The following is a 23,530-nucleotide window of genomic DNA, read 5'->3' on the forward strand; positions in this document are numbered from 1 at the left end:
CTGTTTTTGGCGCGCTGACAGGGTGCGATGAACAGCTTAGCTTACTGGAACATAACGACGCATGACGACACAGGCCCCATCTTCCAATTTGCTGCCGCTTAACCCGGAGCAAATGGCGCGCCTTCAGGCGGCCACGACAGATTTCACCCCAACTCAGCTTGCCTGGGTTTCTGGCTATTTTTGGGGCGTGCTGAATCAGCAGTCCGGTGCCGCGGTTGCGGTACCTGCCCAGGCGGCGGAAGCCCCGAGCATTACCCTTATCTCCGCATCGCAAACCGGCAACGCCCGTCGGGTGGCGGAAGCGCTGCGGGACGATCTCCAGGCAGCGCAGCTGAACGTGAAGCTGGTTAACGCAGGCGACTATAAATTCAAACAAATTGCCTCCGAAAAACTGCTGGTGATCGTGACCTCTACTCAGGGTGAAGGCGAGTCGCCGGAAGAAGCCGTCGCGCTGCATAAGTTCCTGTTCTCGAAAAAAGCGCCAGCGCTGACCGGGACGGCTTTTGCGGTCTTCGGCCTGGGCGATACCTCTTATGAATTCTTCTGCCAGTCCGGGAAAGACTTCGATAGCCGCCTGGCGGAGCTGGGCGGTGAACGCCTGCTGGATCGTGTGGATGCCGATGTCGAATATCAACCGGCGGCGGCAGAATGGCGTGCGCGGGTGGTCGAGGTGCTGAAAGCACGGGCACCTGTCGCGGCACCGGTTCAGGCTGTTGCGTCCGGCGCGGTCAACGACATTCACTCCAGCCCGTATACCAAAGAAGCGCCGCTGACGGCGACGCTGGCGGTGAACCAGAAAATCACCGGCCGTGATTCCGAAAAAGACGTGCGCCACATTGAAATTGACCTTGCGGATTCCGGCCTGCGCTACCAGCCGGGCGATGCGCTGGGCGTGTGGTATCAGAATGACCCGGCGCTGGTGAAAGAGCTGGTCGAGCTGCTGTGGCTGAAGGGCGATGAGCCTGTTAGCGTTGACGGCAAAACTCTGCCGCTGGCCGAAGCGCTGGAATGGCACTTTGAACTGACGGTGAATACCGGCAATATCGTCGAGAACTATGCCACCCTGACCCGCAGCGAATCGCTGCTGCCGCTGGTGGGCGATAAGGCGCAGCTGCAGCATTATGCGGCGACCACACCGATCGTCGATATGGTGCGCTTCTCCCCGGCGCAGCTTGATGCTGAGGCGCTGATTGCGCTGCTGCGTCCGTTAACGCCGCGTCTGTATTCTATCGCCTCGTCGCAGGCGGAAGTAGAAACGGAAGTCCACGTGACCGTGGGCGTCGTGCGCTTTGATATCGAAGGCCGCGCTCGCGCAGGGGGCGCCTCCAGCTTCCTCGCCGACCGTCTGGAAGAAGATGGTGAAGTTCGCGTCTTTATTGAACACAATGATAACTTCCGTCTGCCGGCTAACCCGCAAACGCCGGTCATCATGATTGGTCCGGGTACCGGCATTGCGCCGTTCCGTGCCTTCATGCAGCAGCGTGCGGCGGAAGGGGCTGACGGGAAGAATTGGCTGTTCTTCGGCAACCCGCACTTTACGGAAGATTTCCTGTATCAGGTCGAGTGGCAAAGCTACGTCAAAGAGGGCGTACTGAGCCGTATCGATCTGGCCTGGTCCCGCGATCAACAACAAAAAGTCTATGTTCAGGACAAGCTGCGCGAGCAGGGGGCCGAACTGTGGCGCTGGATTAATGACGGTGCCCATATTTATGTCTGCGGCGATGCCAATCGTATGGCAAAAGACGTTGAGCAGACGTTGCTGGAAGTGATTGCCGAATTCGGCGCGATGGACGCCGAAGCGGCGGACGAATTTTTAAGTGAGCTGCGCGTTGAGCGCCGTTATCAGCGAGATGTCTACTAATGAGCGAAAAACATCCTGGACCCCTGGTGGTTGAAGGTAAACTGGCCGACGCCGAGCGTCTGAAGGTAGAGAGCAACTATCTGCGCGGCACGATTGCAGAAGACTTAAATGACTCCCTTACCGGTGGCTTTAATGGCGACAACTTCCTGCTGATTCGCTTTCACGGCATGTATCAGCAAGATGACCGCGACATTCGCGCCGAGCGTGCGGCTCAGAAGCTGGAGCCGCGCCATGCGATGCTGCTGCGCTGCCGCCTGCCGGGTGGCGTGATCACCACTACGCAGTGGCAGGCGATTGATAAATTCGCCGCCGATAACACCATTTACGGCAGTATTCGTCTGACCAACCGCCAGACCTTTCAGTTTCACGGCATTCTGAAGAAGCATGTGAAGCCGGTGCACCAGATGCTGCACTCGGTGGGCCTGGATGCGCTGGCGACCGCCAACGACGTGAACCGTAACGTCCTGTGCACCTCGAACCCCAACGAGTCTCAGCTGCATGCTGAAGCCTACGAGTGGGCGAAAAAGATCTCTGAGCATCTGCTGCCGCGTACCCGCGCCTATGCTGAGATCTGGCTCGATCAGAAAAAGGTCGCCACCACCGACGAAGAACCGATCCTCGGCTCCACCTATCTGCCGCGTAAGTTCAAAACCACGGTGGTGATCCCGCCGCAGAACGATATCGATCTGCACGCCAACGACATGAACTTCGTGGCGATTGCTGAAAACGGCAAGCTGGTTGGCTTTAACCTGCTGGTGGGCGGCGGTCTGTCTATCGATCACGGCAACAAAAAAACCTATGCCCGCACGGCGAGCGAGTTCGGCTATCTGCCGCTCGAACATACGTTAGCGGTGGCGGAAGCGGTGGTGACGACTCAGCGCGACTGGGGTAACCGCACCGACCGTAAAAATGCGAAGACGAAATATACCCTTGAACGCGTTGGCGTTGAGACCTTCAAGGCTGAAGTTGAGCGCCGGGCAGGCATCAAGTTCGAGCCGATCCGGGCGTATGAGTTCACCGGTCGCGGCGATCGCATTGGCTGGGTCAAAGGGATCGATGATAAATGGTATCTGACGCTGTTTATTGAAAACGGTCGTATCCTTGATTATCCGGGCCGTCCGCTGAAAACCGGCCTGCTGGAGATCTCGAAGATCCACCAGGGTGAATTCCGTATTACGGCGAACCAGAACCTGATTATCGCCAGCGTACCGGAAGCGGAAAAAGCGCGGATTGAAAAGCTGGCGCGCGATCACGGGTTGATGAATGCCGTTACTCCGCAGCGTGAAAACTCGATGGCCTGCGTCTCCTTCCCGACCTGTCCGCTGGCGATGGCCGAAGCTGAGCGCTTCTTACCGTCGTTTATCGATAAGGTGGATGGGGTGATGAGCAAACACGGCGTGAGCGATGAGCATATCGTAACGCGTGTGACCGGTTGCCCTAACGGCTGTGGCCGTGCGCTGCTGGCGGAAGTCGGGCTGGTGGGTAAAGCGCCGGGTCGTTACAACCTGCACCTGGGGGGGAACCGCAGCGGAACGCGTATTCCACGCATGTATCGCGAGAACATTACCGAGTCGGAGATCCTCGACTCGATTGACCAGCTGGTAGGGCGCTGGGCGAAGGAGCGTGAAGCGGGTGAAGGCTTCGGCGACTTTACGGTGCGTGCGGGCATCGTTCGCCCGGTGCTCGACCCAGCCCGTGATTTCTGGGAATAACTCAGCATCGCCCGCTAAGGTTATGCTTATCGGGCGTACTGGTTTTGCAGGCCGGGCACAAGCAGTACCGCCCGACGAAACAGGTAAATGAGGTCCTTATGTCCGTACTCGATCTAAACGTGCTTAACGAATTACCGAAGGTCGATCGTGTTTTGCAACTGGCGGAAACCAACGCGCAGCTGGAGAAGCTCAGCGCCGAGGAGCGCGTCGCGTGGGCGCTGGAAAACCTGCCGGGCGACTATGCGCTCTCTTCCAGTTTCGGTATTCAGGCGGCGGTCAGTTTGCATCTGGTGAATCAGATCCGCCCGGATATCCCGGTGATCCTCACCGATACCGGCTACCTGTTCCCGGAAACCTATCAGTTTATCGACGAGCTTACCGACAAGCTGCAGCTCAATCTGAAAGTGTATCGTGCAGAAACCAGCCCTGCCTGGCAGGAAGCGCGCTACGGCAAGCTGTGGGAGCAGGGTGTTGAAGGCATTGAGAAATACAATGAGATCAACAAAGTCGAGCCGATGAACCGGGCGTTGAAATCGCTGAACACCCAGACCTGGTTTGCGGGCCTGCGTCGGGAGCAGTCCGGCAGCCGCGCCACGTTACCGGTGCTGGCTATCCAGCGCGGCGTCTTTAAGGTGCTGCCGATCATCGACTGGGATAACCGTACCGTCTACCAGTATCTGCAAAAACACGGCCTGAAGTACCACCCGCTGTGGGACCAGGGCTATTTGTCGGTGGGCGATACCCATACGACCCGTAAATGGGAACCGGGCATGGCGGAAGAAGAGACGCGCTTCTTTGGCCTGAAGCGCGAGTGCGGACTGCACGAAGGGTAAGGTTCGTTGCTCTGTCTCGCCTGGCCGGCATGAACGTCGGTCAGGCGAGGCGAAATCTCACTATCTTTCAATCTCGTTTTTAGAGATGAAATGCGATTCTCTTACCTGTCGGCAGCTTTACGTCGATACTGAGCTCGCCCCCCAGTGCCGTGACATAACGTTTCAGAGTCGACAGGCGGGGGTCGTTATCCGCTTGCTCCATTTTTGCTACCGTTGGTTGTTTCACGCCCATGGCGGCCGCCAGTTCCGATTGAGAAATGTTCAGCTCTTCCCTCAGCATATTTAAAGCAATTGTCTGGCGGAGTTCTTCCACTTTTGCGGCAATACGCTCCTGGCTTTCCGGACTTTGCTTCGCCATTAGTTCTTTAAGGGTTGCCATAGTCATTCCTCATTTGTTCAGGTGCTTACGGTATTCAGCATCGGCAAGCTTAAGCATATCACTATAAAATTTCTTTTCGTTTAACCCCGTTTTGTCTCCGGCGCAGAGCACGATACCGCGGCGCGAAGGGTCAAACGCAAAGAAAGCTCGGACTGGATTACCTTGATGCTGTACGCGTAATTCTTTCATGTTCGGAAAATCAGAACTATTCACGGTATCGACGAACGGCCTGCCTAACTGGGGGCCATACTCAGATAAAATCACCATCGCGGCGAGCATGTCTTCCTGAAGTGCACCCGTTTGTGCCTCAAACCACTTATCGAACACGTCCGTTGTTTCAATATCCCACATCGACGATCCCTCATAGCCAATAAGCTATGGGTGGATTATAGCCTATAAGCTATGGTGACAACGCCTTTTTCAGCGTTGTCGTCGTGGGTACTTTCCGTTGGTGAGATAGATTTGTATTGTGGGTATTCACGATGGTGATTACTGCGGATTTTCATCATTGAATGACAAAAACAGTGATATGTGAAGAAGATCAGGATTCCCCGCCTCAGCGGGGATTGTGCCGATATTGGCGTGAAGACCAGCCCGATCAGCGCTGCTTTTCGGTCTTCGCCAGCTCTTTGATCAGCGGCAGCATCACTTTGACGACATCGCGGCTGCGGTGCTCGATGCGGCCCGGCAGGGCTTTATCGATATGCTGCTGGTTATCCAGCTGTACGTCATGCCAGCTGGTGCCCTGCGGGAAAGAGGCCGATTTGTTGCGCTGCTGATAGCCATCTTTCTTACCCAGCGCCCAGTTGGTGGCCTCTACCGATAGCACCGGGATCCCGGCGCTATCAAAAACGCTGGCGTCATTACAGCACCCGGTACCTTTGGGATAATCCGGATTGAGCCCAGGGTTGGTGTAGGCGGCGATGCCTTTGCTGCGCGCAATGGTCAGGGCGCGGTCACGGGTAAGTTTGCGGATCGCGGCGGGGGTGCTGCGGCCGCTGTTAAAATAGAGCTTATCGCCGACCACCAGATTGTCGAGATTAATCACCAGCAGCGTATTTTTCTTCTCCGCATCGCTCATCCGTTTGAGGACATTTTGCGCGCCGAGGCTGCCTTCTTCTTCGCCGCTGGAGGCGATAAAGCGAATGCCGTATCGAGTCGGGACATTCTTCAGGTGTTCCGCCAGCTCCAGTAATACGCCTACCCCGACGGCGTTATCGTCAATACCCTGCAGGGTTAAGCCACCGAGGTTGTTCTCGACATCGGTATCGCTTCTTGGCGCATAGGTATCGAGGTGTGCCATCACGATGATTTGCTGGCGATCTGAGCCCTCATGTGCCGCGATGACGGTGCTACCGGTGACGTTTTGCCAGTTTTTGCGCGCATCTTTATTACTGTAGATATAGCGCGCGTGGAAGCTGCGAATATCGCTCTGGTAGCCCATCTGGGCAAACTGCTGGCGAACGTAATCCGCCGACAGCATCTCTGCGGGCGTTCCGGTCATTCTGCCGGGGAAAACTGTCGCGATATGACGAGCCTGGGTATTTGCGGTATCACCCATGGCGCTGAACGCCGGGGCAGAGAAGACAAAACCTGCGCCAAGCGCCAGGGGAAGCAGGCGGCGGCACAACGCGGAATACATAGAAAGGTCCTTTCTCGGCGGGAATATTTTAACCCATGTAGTATGAAACTGTGACCGGGGTTAAACAATTTCATTTCCTCTTAAATGGCGGAAAAATCGCGTGTTAAGCACTTTTTGATATTTGTATTTCCAGCTCGTTATTCTTTTGGGTAACAACTCATTCCATTTAGTAATTTCATTTGCTCTAAGCAGCACCCTATAGTCGCTCTATGACTGAATGTAAGCGAGTTGTTGCACCGTGGACTATTTGCCCTTATTTGCCGAAGTGAAAGAAAGACCTGTGCTGGTAGTTGGCGGTGGGGAGATTGCTGCGCGCAAAATTCTGTTTCTGCGCAGAGCCGGTGCCAGGGTTCAGGTGGTGGCGGCGGAGTTATCCGAAGCCATCGCCGGGCAGGTTGAACGCCAGGAAATCAGCTGGCGCGCTAAGGCGTTTGAAGAGCAACAACTTGACGATGTTTTTCTGGTGATTGCCGCCACTGACGATGATGCGCTTAATCAGCGGGTCTCGACGGCGGCAAACGCCCGTTACCGCCTGGTTAACGTTGTCGACAATCAGCCGCTGTGCTCGGCGGTGTTTCCCTCCATTGTGGACCGCTCCCCGCTGCTGATTGCCATTTTCTCTGGCGGTTCGGCGCCGGTACTGTCCCGGCTGATTCGCGAAAAAATTGAAGCCTTACTGCCGACCAATCTCGGACGCGTTGCCGAAGCGGCAAGCTACTGGCGGCATCATATTAAAACCCATCTGACCACCACGGCAGCGCGGCGTCGCTTCTGGGAGCGGGTGTTCAATGGCCGCTTTGCCAGCCTGATGATCGCCGGCAACAAAGCCGCCGCCGATAAGGCGCTGGAAGATGAACTGCATCAGCCGGAAAAACGGCTGGGCGAAATTATTCTCGTCGGAGCAGGGCCGGGAGATGCCGGGCTGCTGACGCTGCGAGGCCTGCAGGCGGTCCAGCAAGCCGACGTGGTGTTTTATGACTCTCTGGTGACGCCGGAAATCCGCGAGCTGGTTCGTCGTGATGCCGACATGATCTGCGTCGGCAAACGGGCTGGCGAACACTCCGTGCCGCAGCATGAAACCAACCAGATGCTGGTGGATGCGGCGCGAGAGGGCAAAACGGTGGTGCGTCTGAAAGGCGGCGATCCGTTTATTTTCGGTCGCGGTGGCGAAGAGCTGCAGGCGGCAGCGGCGGCGGGGATCCCGTTTCAGGTGGTCCCGGGCGTTACGGCAGCGGCAGGGGCGACAGCCTACGCCGGCATTCCGCTCACCCATCGCGATTACGCCCAGAGCGTGACCTTTGTGACCGGCCATTTCAAGGCGGACAGCGCGTCGCTCGACTGGACGCAGCTGGCACAAAGCCGACAAACCCTGGCTATCTACATGGGCACCCTGAAAGCGGCGGAGATCAGCGCGCAGCTGATCGCCCATGGCCGGGATGCTAACACGCCAGTGGCGGTGATTTCTCGTGGTACCCGTGCCGATCAGCAAACGACGACGGGCACATTACAACAGCTGGAACAGCTGGCGAAAGAGGCTCCGATGCCAGCTCTGCTGGTCGTGGGCGAAGTGGTGCAACTGCATCAACAGCTCGCCTGGTTTCAACACTCAACTCAAGCAGAGGCATTTAATGCGTCTGTGGTAAATCTGGCTTAGTCCCGGCGCGACAGGCCTTATAAGGAACGGTTATGGACCAAAAACGACTCACTCACCTGCGGCAACTGGAAGCAGAAAGCATCCATATTATTCGTGAGGTGGCCGCCGAATTCTCTAACCCGGTGATGATGTACTCCATCGGTAAAGATTCCAGCGTGATGCTGCATCTGGCGCGTAAAGCGTTTTATCCGGGAACCTTGCCTTTTCCGCTGCTGCACGTGGATACCGGCTGGAAATTCCGTGAGATGTACGAGTTCCGTGACCGTACCGCGAAAGCCTACGGCTGCGAGCTGCTGGTGCATAAAAACCCGGAAGGGGTGGCGATGGGCATTAACCCGTTCGTTCACGGCAGCGCCAAGCACACCGATATCATGAAGACCGAAGGCCTGAAGCAGGCGCTGGACAAATACGGCTTTGACGCCGCGTTTGGCGGAGCCCGTCGTGATGAAGAGAAGTCGCGCGCCAAAGAGCGTATCTACTCGTTCCGCGATCGCTTCCACCGTTGGGATCCGAAAAACCAGCGCCCGGAGCTGTGGCACAACTACAACGGCCAGATTAACAAAGGCGAAAGCATCCGCGTCTTCCCGCTCTCCAACTGGACCGAGCTGGATATCTGGCAGTACATCTACCTGGAAAATATCGAAATCGTTCCGCTGTATCTGGCGGCCGAGCGCCCGGTGCTGGAACGTGACGGGATGCTGATGATGATCGATGACGATCGCATCGATTTACAACCGGGTGAGATGATCAAAAAACAGATGGTGCGCTTCCGTACTCTGGGCTGCTGGCCGCTGACCGGCGCGGTAGAATCCAATGCGCAAACGCTGCCGGAAATCATTGAAGAGATGCTGGTGTCGACAACCAGCGAACGTCAGGGTCGCATGATAGACCGCGACCAGGCCGGCTCCATGGAGCTGAAGAAACGTCAGGGGTATTTCTAAGGAGCCGCCATGAACACGACAATTGCACAACAAATTGCTAATGAAGGCGGCGTAGAAGCGTACCTGCACGCGCAACAGCACAAAAGCCTGCTGCGTTTCCTGACCTGCGGTAGCGTCGATGACGGCAAAAGTACCCTGATTGGCCGTCTGCTGCACGATACCCGTCAGATTTACGAAGATCAGCTCTCATCGCTGCATAATGACAGTAAACGTCACGGTACCCAGGGCGAGAAACTGGATCTGGCGCTGCTGGTGGATGGCCTGCAGGCCGAACGCGAGCAGGGCATCACCATTGACGTGGCCTATCGCTATTTCTCCACCGAGAAGCGCAAATTTATCATCGCCGATACCCCGGGGCATGAGCAGTACACCCGTAATATGGCGACCGGCGCCTCCACCTGCGACCTGGCGATTCTGCTGATGGACGCACGTAAAGGCGTCCTCGATCAGACCCGTCGTCACAGCTTCATTTCTACCCTGCTGGGGATTAAAAACCTGGTGGTAGCGGTGAATAAAATGGACCTGGTGGACTTCAGCGAAGAGACGTTCAACCGTATTCGTGAAGAGTATCTGACCTTTGCCGGGCAACTGCCGGGCGATATCGATATCCGCTTTGTGCCGTTGTCGGCCCTGGAAGGGGACAACGTCGCTTCCCAGAGCGCCAGCATGCCGTGGTACAGCGGCCCGACGCTGCTGGAAGTTCTGGAAACCGTTGAAATTCGCCGGGCGGTAGAAAACCAGCCGCTGCGTTTCCCGGTACAGCTCGTCAACCGCCCGAACCTCGACTTCCGTGGTTTTTCCGGCACGGTGGCCTCAGGCAACGTGACGGTCGGACAGCGTCTGAAGGTGCTGCCATCTGGCGTAGAATCCAGCGTTGCCCGCATCGTGACCTTTGACGGCGATCTGCAGGAAGCCGGCGCCGGTGAAGCCATCACCATCGTGCTGAAAGATGAAATTGATATCAGCCGTGGCGATTTGCTGGTGGATGCGCAGGTTTCCCTGCCGGCGGTACAGAGCGCCAGCGTGGATGTAGTGTGGATGGCGGAGCAGGCGCTAGCGCCGGGCCAGAGCTACGACATCAAAATTGCCGGCAAGAAAACCCGCGCGCGGGTCGACGGCATTCGCTATCAGGTGGACATCAATAACCTGACCCAGCGTGAAGTCGACGCTCTGCCGCTGAACGGCATTGGGCTGGTGGATCTGACCTTTGACGAACCGCTGGTGCTGGATAAATACCAGCATAACCCGGTGACCGGGGGACTGATCTTTATCGACCGTCTGAGCAACGTCACGGTCGGGGCTGGCATGGTGCGTGAGCCGCAGGAGCAATCTCAGGCATCGGCATCGTCCTTCAGCGCGTTTGAACTGGAGCTGAATCAGCTGATTCGCAAACATTTCCCACACTGGGACGCCCGCGATCTGCTGGGAGGCAAGTAATGGCCCAGCATGACGAAAATGTCGTCTGGCACGCTCATCCTGTTACTCAGCAGCAGCGTGAACAACACCACGGCCATCGCGGCGTGGTGCTGTGGTTTACCGGGCTGTCCGGCTCCGGTAAATCCACCGTTGCCGGGGCGCTGGAAGAGGCGCTGCATCAGGCCGGCGTCAGCACCTATCTGCTGGATGGCGATAATGTGCGTCATGGCCTGTGCAGTGACCTGGGATTCAGTGATGACGATCGCAAAGAGAACATTCGCCGCGTTGGTGAAGTCGCCCGACTGATGGTCGATGCGGGGCTGGTTGTGTTGACCGCATTTATCTCTCCGCATCGTGCTGAGCGACAGATGGTGCGTGAACGGCTGGGGGAAGGGCGCTTTATCGAAGTGTTCGTCGACACCCCGCTGGCTATCTGTGAAGCGCGGGACCCGAAAGGGTTATACAAAAAGGCGCGTGCGGGTGAGTTGCGTAACTTTACCGGGATTGATTCAGTGTATGAATCACCGGAACAGGCGGAAATTCATCTGGATGGAGAACAATTGGTAACAAATTTGGTGCACCAACTATTAGACCTCCTCAGACAGAGCGATATTATCAGATCCTGAAACGGCGACGGCACTGAGATGCCGGTCGCCCGGTCAACAGGATTCGATATGCGTAACACCCAGAACCTCAGTCTTATTCGTTCAGAACCACCCGCGGTGGCCAATGACGAGACCACCTGGTCTCTGTCAGGGGCGGCCGTGGGCTTTATCTCATGGCTGCTGGCGCTGGGTATTCCCTTCCTTATGTATGGCAGCAACACGCTGTTTTTCCTGCTCTACACCTGGCCGTTTTTCCTTGCACTGATGCCGGTCGCCGTGGTGGTCGGTATTGCGCTGCACTCTTTGTTGAACGGTAAACTCCTCTACAGCGTCTGCGCGACGATTTTGACGGTAGGACTGATGTTTGGCCTGCTGTTCCTCTGGTTACTGGGATAGTTCTTTTTGTGCGAGAATCTAGCCTGGGTATCGGCGACAGAAATGTGTTACAGTCCCCGCGTTACGCGGCATCGTCCGCGCGTCGGAGTAACAAACTCAGACGAGTTTTGGGATGATGATGCCGTTTTTCAGGGGGCAGAATGGGTAAATTAACGCTGCTGCTATTGGCGTTGCTGGTCTGGCTGCAGTACTCACTGTGGTTCGGTAAAAATGGTCTGCATGACTATAGCCGGGTGAACGACGACGTCACCGCGCAGCAAACCACTAACAGCAAATTAAAAGCGCGCAACGATCAGCTCTTCGCAGAAATCGACGACCTCAACGGTGGTCAGGAAGCGATCGAAGAACGCGCACGCAATGAATTAAGCATGACCCGCCCGGGCGAAACCTTTTATCGTCTGGTCCCGGATGCGTCTAAACGCAACCAGGGGTCGGCGCAGAACTCTCGATAAACCAGCCCAGGATTAAGACATGGCAGCCACTTTTCCGGGTGTTTGCGCCGTGGTGCCGGCCGCCGGCTTTGGCCGCCGGATGCAAACGGAATGCCCGAAACAATATCTCTTAATCGGTAACAAAACGATTCTCGAACATACGGTTGCCGCGCTGCTGGCCAATGCCTGTGTTCAGCGCGTGGTGATTGCCGTCAGCCCTGGCGATGTTCGCTTCAGCCAGTTGCCGTTAGCCAGCCACCCACAAATTACCGTCGTCGACGGCGGCGCAGAACGCGCTGACTCTGTACTGGCTGGCCTGCAGGCTCTGCCCGACGCCGAGTGGGTGCTGGTGCATGATGCGGCGCGTCCGTGCCTGCATCAGGACGATCTCAACCGTCTGCTGGCGCTGCGTGAAACCAGCCGCGTGGGCGGTATTCTCGCCGCGCCGGTGCGCGACACCATGAAGCGCGCTGAACCCGGCAAGACCGCCATTGCCCATACCGTCGATCGCAATGACTTATGGCACGCCTTAACACCGCAATTTTTCCCTCGTGAACTACTCCTCGAATGCCTGACGCGTGCGCTCAATGAACGGGCGACCATCACCGATGAAGCGTCGGCGCTGGAGTACTGTGGCTTCCATCCCGAACTGGTGGCCGGACGAGCTGATAATATTAAAGTGACGCGCCCGGAAGACCTGGCGCTGGCAGAATTTTACCTTACCCGTTCCCCACACCAGGAGAAAGCATAATGCGAATTGGACACGGTTTTGACGTACACGCTTTTGGCGGTGAAGGCCCAATCATTATTGGTGGGGTGCGAGTGCCTTATGAGAAAGGGCTGCTGGCCCACTCTGATGGTGACGTGGCGCTGCACGCATTGACCGATGCGCTGCTGGGGGCCGCGGCGCTCGGGGATATCGGCAAGCTGTTCCCGGATACCGACCCGGCTTTCAAAGGCGCCGACAGCCGAGAACTGCTGCGTGAAGCCTGGCGGCGGATTCAGGCCAAAGGCTATACCCTTGGCAACGTCGATGTCACCATTATTGCCCAGGCGCCGAAAATGCTGCCGCATATTCCTCAAATGCGCGTCTTTATTGCCGAAGATCTCGGGTGCCACATGGATGACGTTAACGTAAAAGCCACCACCACCGAAAAGCTGGGGTTCACCGGCCGCGGCGAAGGCATCGCCTGCGAAGCGGTGGCGCTGCTGCATAAGGCTGCGCAATGATTGCGTTCAACGACCTCACCTGGCTGCACGGCCAACCACAGGGGCAGGGGCTTCTGAAAGCCAATCCGGAAGATTTCGTGGTGGTCGAGGATCTGGGCTTTGGGCCGGACGGCGAAGGCGAGCATCTGCTGGTGCGGATCCTCAAGAAAGACTGCAATACGCGGTTTGTCGCCGATGCGCTGGCGAAATTCCTTAAAATCCATGCCCGTGAAGTGAGCTTTGCCGGGCAGAAAGACAAGCACGCCGTCGCCGAACAGTGGCTGTGCGCCCGGCTGCCGGGTAAAGAGATGCCCGACCTGAGCAAGTTTCAGCTGGAAGGCTGCCAGGTACTGGAATACGCGCGGCATAAACGCAAGCTGCGTCTAGGCGCCCTGAAGGGCAACCAGTTTACCCTGATTCTGCGGGAAATCAGTGACCGTGACGATGTTGAACAGCGTCTGCAGGCCATCGCCGCGCAGGGCGTGCCGAACTATTTCGGCGCTCAGCGTTTTGGCATCGGCGGCAGCAACCTGCAGGGCGCACTGCGTTGGGCAGAGAGCGGCGCACCGGTTCGCGATCGCAATAAACGCAGTTTTTGGCTGTCGGCGGCACGTAGCAGCTTGTTTAATCAACAAGTCAGTATTAGATTAAAAAAACCGGAATTTAATCAGGTTGTTGATGGCGATGCGCTACAATTAGCGGGGCGCGGGAGCTGGTTTGTCGCCACCTCTGAAGAACGCGAGCTGCTGCAGGCACGGGTTGATAGCCGTGAACTGATGATTACTGCTGCCTTACCGGGGAGCGGTGACTGGGGCAGCCAACGCGATGCGCTGGTCGCCGAACAGGCGGCCATTGCTGAAGAGACGCAGCTTCAGGCTCTGCTGGTGCGTGAAAAAGTGGAAGCGGCACGCCGGGCGATGCTGCTCTATCCGCAGCAGATGAGCTGGAACTGGTGGGATGACGTAACCGTTGAACTGCGTTTCTGGCTGCCAGCGGGCAGCTTCGCCACCAGCGTGGTAAGGGAACTTATCAATACAACGGGTGACTATGCGAATATTGCTGAGTAACGATGACGGGATTCATGCGCCGGGCATTCAGACCCTGGCGAAGGCCTTGCGCGAGTTTGCTGAGGTCCAGGTAGTTGCACCCGATCGTAACCGCAGTGGCGCATCGAATTCCCTGACCCTGGAGTCTTCGCTTCGTACTTTCACCTTCGATAACGGCGATATCGCCGTCCAGATGGGCACGCCAACGGACTGTGTCTATCTCGGCGTTAACGCCCTGATGCGTCCTCGCCCGGATATTGTGGTCTCTGGGATCAACGCCGGGCCAAATCTCGGTGATGACGTCATCTACTCCGGCACCGTCGCAGCCGCGATGGAGGGCCGCCACCTTGGTTTCCCGGCACTGGCCGTCTCTCTGAACGGCCACAAACACTACGATACCGCGGCGGCCATCACCTGTTCCATTCTGCGCGCCTTAAACCGCGAACCGCTGCGCACCGGTCGAATCCTCAATATCAACGTCCCGGATCTGCCGCTGGAGCAGATTAAAGGCATTCGGGTCACCCGCTGTGGCAGTCGTCATCCCGCCGATCAGGTGATCCCGCAAAAAGATCCGCGCGGCAATACGCTGTACTGGATTGGCCCGCCGGGGGAAAAACACGATGCCGGGCCGGATACCGATTTTGCCGCAATAGATGAAGGCTATGTCTCAGTGACTCCGCTGCACGTTGATTTAACCGCCCATCAGGCTCACAGCGTGGTGAGTGACTGGCTGGATCGCGTTGGGGTGGATACACAATGGTAAGCAAACGTGTTGAAAGTCTGCTGAATCAACTGCGCACGCAGGGCATTGTCGACGAGCGGGTGCTGGAGGCGATAGCCCTGGTACCCCGTGAAAAATTCGTTGATGAAGCCTTCGAGCATAAGGCGTGGGAAAACACGGCATTGCCTATCGGCCAGGGGCAAACCATCTCGCAACCCTACATGGTGGCGCGGATGACGGAGCTTCTGACCTTAGCACCGGAGTCGCGGGTGCTGGAAATCGGCACCGGTTCCGGCTACCAAACGGCAATCCTGGCGCACCTGGTGCATCACGTCTGTTCGGTCGAACGTATTAAGAGTTTGCAGTGGCAGGCGCGCCGTCGCCTGAAGCAACTTGATTTACATAATGTTTCAACCCGCCACGGTGATGGATGGCAGGGTTGGACCGCACGCGCGCCTTTTGATGCGATAATCGTTACTGCAGCGCCGCCGGAAATTCCGCCTGCGCTGCTGGCGCAGCTGGATGAAGGTGGCGTGCTGGTTTTACCGGTCGGCGAGGAGCATCAGTATCTGAAGCGGATCCGCCGTCGCGGTGATGAGTTTGTGATTGATACCGTCGAAGCCGTACGCTTTGTTCCCCTGGTTCAGGGTGAGCTGGCGTGAGACCCGGATTAATCCATGTTTTTTTTGCCTGACTTTAGGCGTAGGGTGGACACATTTTCAGTGTCCTGGCCGGGTGTTGCCCGGTAAGCAAGATATTGGCAGTTAACATATTCCTGGGGGATAAATGAGCGCGGGAAGCCCAAAATTTACCTTAAGTCGCATTGCGGCATTATCACTGGTTTCACTCTGGCTGGCAGGTTGTTCAAATAACAATAACCCGCCTGCACCGGTTAGTTCTGCGGGTGGAGCCTCTTCTTCCGGAACCAATTCCGGGATGCTGATTACCCCGCCGTCGCCAACAGGATCCTCCACAGCGGTACAGACCGCACCGCAGATTCAGCCGGTTCAGACGCCGACAACGCAGGTTCAGCCTGTCGCGCAACAGCCGGTGCAGACCGTCGATGGTAAGATCGTCTATAACCGTAAATATGGCGATATTCCGAAAGGTAGCTACACCGGTGGCAGCACTTACACCGTGAAACGCGGCGACACGCTGTTCTATATTGCATGGGTTACCGGCAACGATTTCCGTGACCTTGCCCAGCGTAATAATATCCCCGCACCGTATGGCCTGAACGTCGGTCAGACGCTGCAGGTTGGCAACTCTGCCGGCCAGCCGATTACCGGCGATAACGCGGTTGCTCAGGCCAGCGCACAGTCCAGCGGCGGTATGACGGCGGCCGCAACTTCTGCACAAAAATCCACCGCAGTGGTTGCGTCGCAACCAACTATTACGTATTCTGAATCTTCAGGTGAACAGAATGCTAATAAGATGTTGCCGAACAATAAACCTGCGACGACCACCGTTGCGCCGGTTACGGCTCCAGCTGTCAGCACTACCCAACCGACTGCAAGCAGTACGTCAACCAGTTCGCCGATCTCCGCATGGCGCTGGCCGACTGACGGCAAAGTTATCGAAAACTTTAGTGGTGCCGAAGGCGGCAATAAAGGGATTGATATTGCAGGCAGTAAGGGACAGGCTATTGTCGCGACAGCTGATGGTCGCGTCGTCTATGCCGGTAATGCGCTGCGCGGTTACGGTAATCTTATTATCATCAAACACAACGATGATTACCTGAGTGCCTACGCTCATAACGATACAATGCTGGTCCGGGAGCAACAGGAAGTTAAAGCGGGGCAGAAAATCGCTACCATGGGTAGCACCGGCACCAGCTCTACAAGATTACACTTTGAAATTCGTTACAAGGGGAAATCCGTCAACCCGCTGCAATATTTACCGCAGCGATAATTTGGCAGAGTACGGATAAGCGTCATATCAGTTTACTGGCGTCAGGCCGGTTGTCATCGCCCCTTCAGTGGGGCAAAAGTTTCCGTCCTGGCGTTGTTTGATTGATATATACCCTAAATAATTCGAGTTGCAGGAAAGCTAACGCTCATGCAGCTTGAAGTATGACGGGTAATCGCGAAGGTGCTTTGCTCAGGGATCACGGGTAGGAGCCATCTTTATGAGTCAGAATACGCTGAAAGTTCATGATTTAAATGAAGACGCGGAATTTGATGAGAACGGAGTCGAGGCCTTCGATGAGAAAGCCTTAGTAGAAGAGGAACCCAGTGATAGCGATCTGGCTGAGGAAGATCTCCTGTCGCAAGGCGCAACACAACGCGTGCTTGATGCGACACAGCTCTATCTTGGTGAGATTGGTTATTCCCCACTGCTGACGGCGGAAGAAGAAGTTTATTTCGCTCGTCGCGCGTTGCGTGGTGATGTCGCATCACGCCGCAGGATGATCGAAAGTAACCTGCGGTTGGTGGTGAAGATTGCTCGTCGTTACAGCAATCGTGGTCTGGCGCTGCTGGATCTGATTGAAGAGGGCAACCTGGGGCTGATCCGTGCGGTTGAGAAGTTTGACCCGGAACGTGGTTTCCGTTTCTCAACTTACGCAACCTGGTGGATCCGTCAAACGATTGAACGGGCGATCATGAACCAAACCCGTACCATCCGTTTGCCTATCCATATCGTTAAAGAGCTGAACGTCTATCTGCGTACCGCCCGTGAGTTGTCCCATAAACTGGACCACGAGCCGAGTGCGGAAGAGATTGCCGAACAGCTGGATAAGCCGGTTGATGACGTGAGCCGTATGCTGCGTCTGAACGAGCGCATTACCTCGGTGGATACTCCGCTGGGTGGTGACTCGGAAAAAGCGCTGCTGGATATTCTGGCCGATGAGAAAGACAACGGTCCGGAAGACACCACGCAAGACGATGATATGAAACAAAGCATCGTTAAATGGCTGTTCGAACTGAACGCCAAGCAGCGTGAAGTGCTGGCCCGTCGTTTCGGTTTGCTGGGTTATGAAGCCGCTACGCTTGAAGATGTTGGCCGTGAAATCGGTCTGACCCGCGAACGCGTTCGTCAGATTCAGGTTGAAGGTCTGCGCCGCCTGCGGGAGATCCTGCAAGGCCAGGGGCTGAACATCGAAGCGCTATTCCGCGAATAAGACATTTTCTCTCAAAAAGGCCCGCTCGAAAGATTGGGCCTTTTCCTTTTGTAGTCAGCCTGACTTTACCCCTGCCAGGTCTCCTGCAGGTGGCGCCACAAAATCCGCTCACCCTCCAGCCTGAACACGACCGTTGACCAGCGCACCGTTGGCGCCTGCCCGGGAAGGGTCTGCGTTTCCCGATAAAGAACCGCCGCACCGTCGTGCCAGCGGGCAAGCTCCGTGAGGCTATCAATAGCGATCTTCAGGCCCGCGCGGCTGCCGCCGGCCTGCTGGAAAAAGTCGCTGACCTTTGGCTGGTCCAGACAAATGCCGCCGGTGGTCAGCAGCGTAAAATCGTGGGTAAAGCGCGCCATTAACGCCGCCGCGCTCCCTTCCTTGCGGCCTAACCAGTTTTCAATCACGACGTGGGCATCAATAACTTCGTCAAAATATGCGCTCATTTGTTCTCCATTTTGCTATGCAGGCGCAGGATCAGCGCCCGGTTGTCGAATCGCAGGCAGCTCAGCAGGGGGATGAGGGTGATCCCGGCTGCGGTCATAAACACCCCGCGCCATGCCTGCGCGGTGGGATAATGGTGGAGCAGGACGCTGAGCAGCGTTGCCAGCAGCGCCGCGCCGGCTAAAAAGCTGAGCTGGCGGTTGATATTCCACAGCGCGCTGGCGTCCGGCAGGTGGTGATTGGCGATATTCAAAAAGGCGCTGCTTTGCGCCGTGCTGCTGCACAGGCTACCGCCTGCGCCCATCAGCGTGAAGGCGCTTATCAGCGTGCTCGCCGAAGTCTGCCGGCCGACGCCAATCAGCAGCAGGATCCCCGCCGCCTGGAGCAGACATCCGCTGATAATAAACGGTCGGGGGCCGAATCGATTGTAGTATCTGCCGGTCAGCGTAATCGCCACAAACGATGCCAGCGACCACGGCAGCATCAGCGAGCCGACGGCGGAAGGCGACATGCCGGTGAGGGTTTGCAGGTAAAACAGGCCGACCACGTTGATGCCAATGAAGATGCCGGGGACGCAGAGGTAAATCAGCATCGCGAAGCGCAGCAGCGGGTCGGCCAGCAGCGGCAGGTGTAAAAAGCGTCCCGGACGCGTCGTTTTTGCCTCTTCTTTAAGCCAGAAGGCGGCTAAGGTAAGCGTCAGAAAAGCCACAGGCAGGCTGGCAAAGAAGACCCAGCGCCAGCTGAACGTCTGCACCAGCAGCCCGCCAAGCGCCGGAGAGCAGGCGGGAGCCAGCAGCCCGACCAGCATCACCGCGGCCGAGAGCTTTGCTCGCTCGTGGCTGTGAAAGTACTGCCAGGTCATGGCCTGGCCGACGGGAATTAAGAGCCCGCCGCCCATCCCCTGCAGCGCGCGCCAGAAAATCAGCGTGCTCAGCGATTCCGCCATTCCGGCACCCAGCGCCGCCGCGCTGAACAGCAGCAGCGACAGCAGAAAAACATGTCGGGCGCCAAATCTCTGCGCAAGCCAGGCGCTAAAGGGGAGCACTAACGTGAGCCCGGCAATGTAGCCGTTGCTGACCCAGGTGAGTTCCCCCACGGAGGCATTAAGCGCCCGGCTCATATCGGGAAAGGCAACGCTGGCGATAAACATATTGATTAAGTCGAGAAAAAAACCGAGCAAAAAAACGGTGGCAACCTTGCTGCGATAGGTCATGGCGATCTCCGGTTAAGAAGGTCGCTACTCTAAACCCCTGCGTCGGGCGGATAAACGCGGCGAAGCGGGATATACTGTCTGAAAATTTTTGACAATAAGCTGAATTAGCATGCTGAATCTGCAACGTATGGCCATGTTTGTGGCGGTGGTGGACTGCGGAAGTTTTACCGCGGCGGCAGCGGCCCTGGCCCAGACCAAGGCGGTGGTGAGCTTTAATGTGCGCCAGCTGGAGAGCGAGCTTGGCGTCACTCTGCTTTTACGCTCCACGCGACGGCTGACCCTGACGGACGCGGGGACGGTGTTCTATCAGCGCGGTGTCGGGCTGCTGAAGGCGGCGGAAAATCTCCAGGATGAGGTGCGGGCCGGCCACGCCGGATTGAGCGGCGAGCTGCGCATTACCACCACCCCGGAGTACGGAGCACAGGTGATTATTCCGGCGCTGGCCGAGTTTAGCCGGCTGCACCCGGCGCTGCGCGTGCGCCACGTTTCATCCTCGCATCATGCCGACTTAATCTCCGAACGTTTTGATGTCGCCATTCGCCTCGGGACGCTGGCAGACTCGCGCTACCGCGCGGCGCTGATCTCGCGTTTTGCGATCCTGCCCGTTGCCGCACCCGCGTGGCTGGCGCAGCATCCGCTGTCAGCGCTTGAAGACCTGGCCCAGGCCGAGTGGATTATTCACGAGCGGTTGCAAACCCCGCTACGCTGGCAGCTCAGCGGTCGGGATCGCAAGGTTATTGATTTTGAGATTAAAAAGACCCCGCGTCTGTCGGCGGACAGCGCCAATGCGCTGATGGCCTTCGCTATCGCCGGCAGCGGCGTGGCGCTGTTGCCGGAGTGGCTGGTGGCCGCATCGTTGGCTCAGCAGCGTTTGATCCATCTGCTGCCGGAGCTAAGTTTTCCGCCGCAGGGGGTCTATGCGGTTTACCCGGACGCGCGGCACGTGCCGACTAAGGTCAGGGCGTTCATCGATTTTTTACGCCAAAGAGTGGGGTAATCTGCAGGCGTCTTCGGCCACTCCTGCGGTGCATCCCCGGGCGACGCGGTGCCGCGCGCCCGGGAGTGACGCTCAGAGGAGGAGAGGGATTAGGCCAGGCTTTTCAGCCGATAAATCCACTCCAGCGCCTGGCGCGGGGTCAGCGTATCGGGGTCAAGATGCTCCAGCGCTTCGAGCGCCGGGGAGGTCTCTTCCGGAGCCGACAGCAGCGACATCTGGGTGCCGTCCACTTGAGTGGCCGCCGCGTTGGGGGCAATGCTCTCCAGTTCGCGCAGCTTCTGGCGTGCACGTTTGATCACCTCTTTCGGCACGCCGGCCAGCGCGGCAACCGCCAGACCGTAGCTCTTGCTGGCCGCGCCATCCTGCACGCTGTGCATAAAGGCGATGGTGTCGCCGTGCTCCAGCGCGTCCAGATGGACGTTGGCGACCCCTTCCATTTTCTCCGGCAGCTGCGTCAGCTCGAAGTAGTGGGTGGCGAACAGCGTCAGCGCCTTAATCTTATTGGCGAGGTTTTCCGCACAGGCCCACGCCAGCGACAGGCCGTCGTAGGTGGAGGTGCCGCGGCCGATTTCGTCCATCAGCACCAGGCTGTGCTCGGTGGCGTTATGCAGAATATTGGCGGTTTCGGTCATTTCAACCATGAAGGTTGAACGACCGCTTGCCAGGTCATCCGCTGCCCCGACGCGGGTAAAGATACGATCGATGGGACCGATCTCGACTTTCTCTGCCGGCACATAGCTGCCGATATAGGCCAGCAGCGCGATAAGCGCGGTCTGGCGCATATAGGTACTTTTACCGCCCATATTCGGCCCGGTAATAATCAACATCCGACGCTGCGGTGCCAGGTTCAACGGGTTAGCGATGAACGGCTCTTTCAGCACCTGTTCGACGACCGGGTGGCGGCCTTCAGTGATACGAATTCCCGGCTTGTCGCTAAAGGTCGGGCAGCAGTAGTTCAGGGCTTCGGCGCGCTCGGCGAGGTTGATCAGCACATCGAGCTCAGCCAGCGCGCTGGCGCTCTGCTGCAGGTCGGCCAGGTGCGGCAGCAGCATGTCGAACAGCTGCTCGTAGAGCTGCTTCTCCAGCGCCAGGGCTTTGCCTTTCGAGGTCAGAACCTTGTCTTCATACTCCTTCAGTTCCGGAATAATGTAGCGCTCGGCGTTTTTCAGGGTCTGGCGGCGGACGTAGTGGATCGGCGCATGCTGGCTCTGGCCGCGGCTGATCTGGATGTAGTAACCATGAACGGCATTGTAGCCGACCTTCAGGGTGTCCAGACCCAGACGTTCACGCTCGCGAATTTCCAGCTTATCAAGATAGTCGGTGGCACCATCTGCCAGGGCCCGCCATTCGTCGAGCTCCTCATTGTAGCCCGGGGCGATGACTCCGCCGTCGCGCACCAGCACCGGCGGCGACTCGATAATCGCCTGCTCCAGCAGTTCGCGCAGTTCGCTGAACTCGCCCATTTTGTCGCGCAGTTGCTGAACCGGCGCGCAGCTGACGTCAGCCAGCATTTCACGCAGGGCCGGCAGCTGCTGGAACGCGTAACGCATGCGGGCAAGATCGCGAGGGCGTGCGGTACGCAGCGCCAGTCGCGCCAGGATACGTTCCAGATCGCCGACCTGACGCAGAACCGGCTGCAGGTCGCTGTAGTACTCCTGCAAGGCGCCGATGGTCTGCTGACGTTCAACGAGCACCTTGGTGTCGCGTACCGGCATATGCAGCCAGCGTTTCAGCATGCGGCTGCCCATTGGCGTCACGGTGCAGTCGAGCACCGATGCCAGGGTATTGTCGAAACCGCCGGCCAGGTTCTGGGTAATCTCGAGGTTACGGCGGGTTGCGGCATCCATGATGATGCTGTCCTGCTGACGCTCCATGGTGATGGAACGAATATGCGGCAGGGAGGTGCGCTGGGTATCTTTGACGTACTGCAGCAGGCAGCCGGCGGCGCACAGGCCGCGCGGCGCATTTTCGACGCCGAAGCCGACCAGGTCGCGGGTGCCAAACTGTAAGTTCAGCTGCTGACGGGCGGTATCGATTTCAAATTCCCACAGCGGACGACGGCGCAGGCCGCGACGACCTTCGATCAGCGCGGACTCGGCGAAATCTTCGGCGTACAGCAGTTCGGCCGGGTTGGTGCGCTGCAGTTCTGCGGCCATGGTGTCGCGGTCTGCCGGTTCGCTGAGGCGAAAACGGCCGGAGCTGATATCCAGAGTGGCATAGCCAAAGCCTTTGCTGTCCTGCCAGATAGCGGCCAGCAGGTTATCCTGACGCTCCTGCAGCAGCGCTTCATCGCTGATGGTGCCGGGGGTGACGATGCGCACCACTTTGCGCTCGACCGGCCCTTTGGTGGTGGCCGGATCGCCAATCTGTTCGCAAATCGCCACCGATTCGCCCTGATTCACCAGCTTCGCGAGGTAGTTTTCCACCGCATGGTGGGGGATCCCGGCCATTGGGATCGGCTCGCCCGCCGAGGCGCCGCGTTTGGTCAGCGAGATATCCAGCAGCTGCGAAGCGCGTTTGGCATCGTCATAAAACAGTTCGTAGAAATCACCCATCCGGTAGAACAGCAGGATCTCCGGGTGCTGAGCTTTCAGCTTCAGATACTGCTGCATCATGGGCGTGTGGTTGGAGAAGTCCTTGTCTGTGGCTTCAGTCATAGTGGTATTACTCTTTTTTTAGTCTTTCTAGTGCTTATGTGGCCCATGCTCAATCCCTGTAAATCCACATAAACCCGCAAATTTTCTCGCCTGGCCCGCAACGATATTCTTGCTGTCATATCTGACGTTCGCTGCGTTGCGCCAGGCGTTACTGGCATGCCGTCAGTTTGACGAAAAACGCGAATCGAATCCAGCGAAGAGTATTCTCGTCAGAGGGTAATGGCCATGTATAACAGCTGGCTATGGTTATCAGCG

Annotated in this window: 23 protein-coding genes; 17 read left to right on the forward strand and 6 right to left on the reverse strand. The window is 57.5% G+C overall.

The annotated features are described in order from the left end of the window. The first annotated feature begins 61 nt into the window (after positions 1 to 61). The 3 genes from cysJ (at position 62) to cysH (ending at position 4,406) form a co-directional block, all read left to right on the forward strand. Entirely contained in the window at positions 62 to 1,861 is a 1,800-nt protein-coding gene (cysJ, locus tag HF679_RS23665) for an NADPH-dependent assimilatory sulfite reductase flavoprotein subunit (protein WP_187042430.1), read from the forward strand. Beyond that, positions 1,861 to 3,573: an assimilatory sulfite reductase (NADPH) hemoprotein subunit gene (gene cysI, locus HF679_RS23670; RefSeq protein ID WP_187042431.1), complete on the forward strand. Its 1,713-nt coding sequence runs from the start codon at positions 1,861 to 1,863 to the stop codon at positions 3,571 to 3,573. The genes cysJ and cysI overlap by 1 nt, the downstream gene beginning before the upstream one ends. 98 nt (positions 3,574 to 3,671) lie before the next feature. Further along, on the forward strand, positions 3,672 to 4,406 hold the full coding sequence (gene cysH / locus HF679_RS23675) for a phosphoadenosine phosphosulfate reductase (protein ID WP_123756725.1): 735 nt from the start codon (positions 3,672 to 3,674) through the stop codon (positions 4,404 to 4,406). A gap of 79 nt (positions 4,407 to 4,485) precedes the next feature. Here the strand turns inward: cysH and HF679_RS23680 are convergent, their stop codons facing one another. From HF679_RS23680 to HF679_RS23690, 3 genes are all read right to left on the reverse strand, one after another. Beyond that, a complete protein-coding gene (locus HF679_RS23680; RefSeq protein ID WP_123756726.1) occupies positions 4,486 to 4,785 on the reverse strand; it encodes a helix-turn-helix domain-containing protein in 300 nt (99 codons plus the stop codon). Positions 4,786 to 4,794: 9 nt separating this feature from the next. Then, positions 4,795 to 5,136, reverse strand: coding sequence for a type II toxin-antitoxin system RelE/ParE family toxin (locus tag HF679_RS23685; protein WP_123756727.1), 342 nt, complete (start codon positions 5,134 to 5,136; stop codon positions 4,795 to 4,797). A 247-nt stretch (positions 5,137 to 5,383) separates the two neighbouring features. Beyond that, positions 5,384 to 6,427, reverse strand: coding sequence for an aminopeptidase (locus HF679_RS23690; RefSeq protein WP_123756728.1), 1,044 nt, complete (start codon positions 6,425 to 6,427; stop codon positions 5,384 to 5,386). 247 nt (positions 6,428 to 6,674) lie between these two features. Between HF679_RS23690 and cysG the strand changes: the two genes are divergently transcribed. From cysG to rpoS, 13 genes are all read left to right on the forward strand, one after another. Continuing rightward, the gene (gene cysG, locus HF679_RS23695; RefSeq protein ID WP_154144129.1) at positions 6,675 to 8,081 is read left to right on the forward strand and encodes a siroheme synthase CysG; all 1,407 of its coding nucleotides are present in this window, start codon (positions 6,675 to 6,677) and stop codon (positions 8,079 to 8,081) included. Between the two features lie 32 nt (positions 8,082 to 8,113). Then, entirely contained in the window at positions 8,114 to 9,022 is a 909-nt protein-coding gene (gene cysD / locus HF679_RS23700) for a sulfate adenylyltransferase subunit CysD (protein ID WP_004866959.1), read from the forward strand. Positions 9,023 to 9,031: 9 nt separating this feature from the next. Continuing rightward, entirely contained in the window at positions 9,032 to 10,459 is a 1,428-nt protein-coding gene (gene cysN / locus HF679_RS23705; RefSeq protein WP_187042432.1) for a sulfate adenylyltransferase subunit CysN, read from the forward strand. Continuing rightward, entirely contained in the window at positions 10,459 to 11,064 is a 606-nt protein-coding gene (gene cysC / locus HF679_RS23710) for an adenylyl-sulfate kinase (RefSeq protein WP_123756731.1), read from the forward strand. The genes cysN and cysC overlap by 1 nt, the downstream gene beginning before the upstream one ends. 48 nt (positions 11,065 to 11,112) lie before the next feature. After that, a complete protein-coding gene (locus HF679_RS23715) occupies positions 11,113 to 11,439 on the forward strand; it encodes a DUF3561 family protein (protein WP_123756732.1) in 327 nt (108 codons plus the stop codon). Between the two features lie 140 nt (positions 11,440 to 11,579). Next, positions 11,580 to 11,891, forward strand: coding sequence for a cell division protein FtsB (ftsB, locus tag HF679_RS23720; RefSeq protein WP_123756733.1), 312 nt, complete (start codon positions 11,580 to 11,582; stop codon positions 11,889 to 11,891). A gap of 19 nt (positions 11,892 to 11,910) precedes the next feature. Beyond that, positions 11,911 to 12,621, forward strand: a complete 711-nt coding sequence (gene ispD, locus HF679_RS23725) for a 2-C-methyl-D-erythritol 4-phosphate cytidylyltransferase (protein WP_123756734.1) — start codon at positions 11,911 to 11,913, stop codon at positions 12,619 to 12,621. Continuing rightward, complete coding sequence (gene ispF, locus HF679_RS23730) at positions 12,621 to 13,100, forward strand: 2-C-methyl-D-erythritol 2,4-cyclodiphosphate synthase (RefSeq protein WP_123756735.1); 480 nt, start codon at positions 12,621 to 12,623, stop codon at positions 13,098 to 13,100. Before ispD ends, ispF begins: the two co-directional genes overlap by 1 nt. Then, positions 13,097 to 14,146, forward strand: coding sequence for a tRNA pseudouridine(13) synthase TruD (truD, locus tag HF679_RS23735; protein ID WP_123756736.1), 1,050 nt, complete (start codon positions 13,097 to 13,099; stop codon positions 14,144 to 14,146). Before ispF ends, truD begins: the two co-directional genes overlap by 4 nt. Beyond that, positions 14,127 to 14,888 carry a 5'/3'-nucleotidase SurE gene (surE, locus tag HF679_RS23740; protein WP_123756737.1) on the forward strand — a complete coding sequence of 254 codons (762 nt, stop codon included), beginning with the start codon at positions 14,127 to 14,129 and terminating at the stop codon, positions 14,886 to 14,888. The genes truD and surE overlap by 20 nt, the downstream gene beginning before the upstream one ends. After that, on the forward strand, positions 14,882 to 15,508 hold the full coding sequence (locus HF679_RS23745) for a protein-L-isoaspartate(D-aspartate) O-methyltransferase (RefSeq protein ID WP_123756738.1): 627 nt from the start codon (positions 14,882 to 14,884) through the stop codon (positions 15,506 to 15,508). The genes surE and HF679_RS23745 overlap by 7 nt, the downstream gene beginning before the upstream one ends. Positions 15,509 to 15,632: 124 nt before the next feature. Further along, positions 15,633 to 16,757, forward strand: a complete 1,125-nt coding sequence (gene nlpD / locus HF679_RS23750) for a murein hydrolase activator NlpD (protein ID WP_123756739.1) — start codon at positions 15,633 to 15,635, stop codon at positions 16,755 to 16,757. A gap of 217 nt (positions 16,758 to 16,974) precedes the next feature. After that, positions 16,975 to 17,967: an RNA polymerase sigma factor RpoS gene (rpoS, locus tag HF679_RS23755; RefSeq protein WP_123756740.1), complete on the forward strand. Its 993-nt coding sequence runs from the start codon at positions 16,975 to 16,977 to the stop codon at positions 17,965 to 17,967. 65 nt (positions 17,968 to 18,032) lie between these two features. Here rpoS and HF679_RS23760 read toward each other — a convergent pair whose 3' ends face one another. Then, entirely contained in the window at positions 18,033 to 18,410 is a 378-nt protein-coding gene (locus tag HF679_RS23760; protein WP_123756741.1) for a DUF4440 domain-containing protein, read from the reverse strand. Next, entirely contained in the window at positions 18,407 to 19,621 is a 1,215-nt protein-coding gene (locus HF679_RS23765) for an MFS transporter (RefSeq protein WP_123756742.1), read from the reverse strand. The genes HF679_RS23760 and HF679_RS23765 overlap by 4 nt, the downstream gene beginning before the upstream one ends. A 109-nt stretch (positions 19,622 to 19,730) precedes the next feature. On the opposite strand from HF679_RS23765, the gene HF679_RS23770 reads away from it, so the two are divergent. Then, on the forward strand, positions 19,731 to 20,618 hold the full coding sequence (locus HF679_RS23770) for a LysR family transcriptional regulator (protein ID WP_154143977.1): 888 nt from the start codon (positions 19,731 to 19,733) through the stop codon (positions 20,616 to 20,618). An 89-nt stretch (positions 20,619 to 20,707) separates the two neighbouring features. Here HF679_RS23770 and mutS read toward each other — a convergent pair whose 3' ends face one another. After that, positions 20,708 to 23,275, reverse strand: coding sequence for a DNA mismatch repair protein MutS (gene mutS, locus HF679_RS23775; protein WP_123756744.1), 2,568 nt, complete (start codon positions 23,273 to 23,275; stop codon positions 20,708 to 20,710). Between the last annotated feature and the right edge of the window lie 255 nt (positions 23,276 to 23,530).

Source organism: Enterobacter sp. JUb54 (assembly GCF_014298075.1).
In the GTDB taxonomy this organism is placed as follows: Bacteria; Pseudomonadota; Gammaproteobacteria; order Enterobacterales; family Enterobacteriaceae; genus Klebsiella; species Klebsiella lignicola.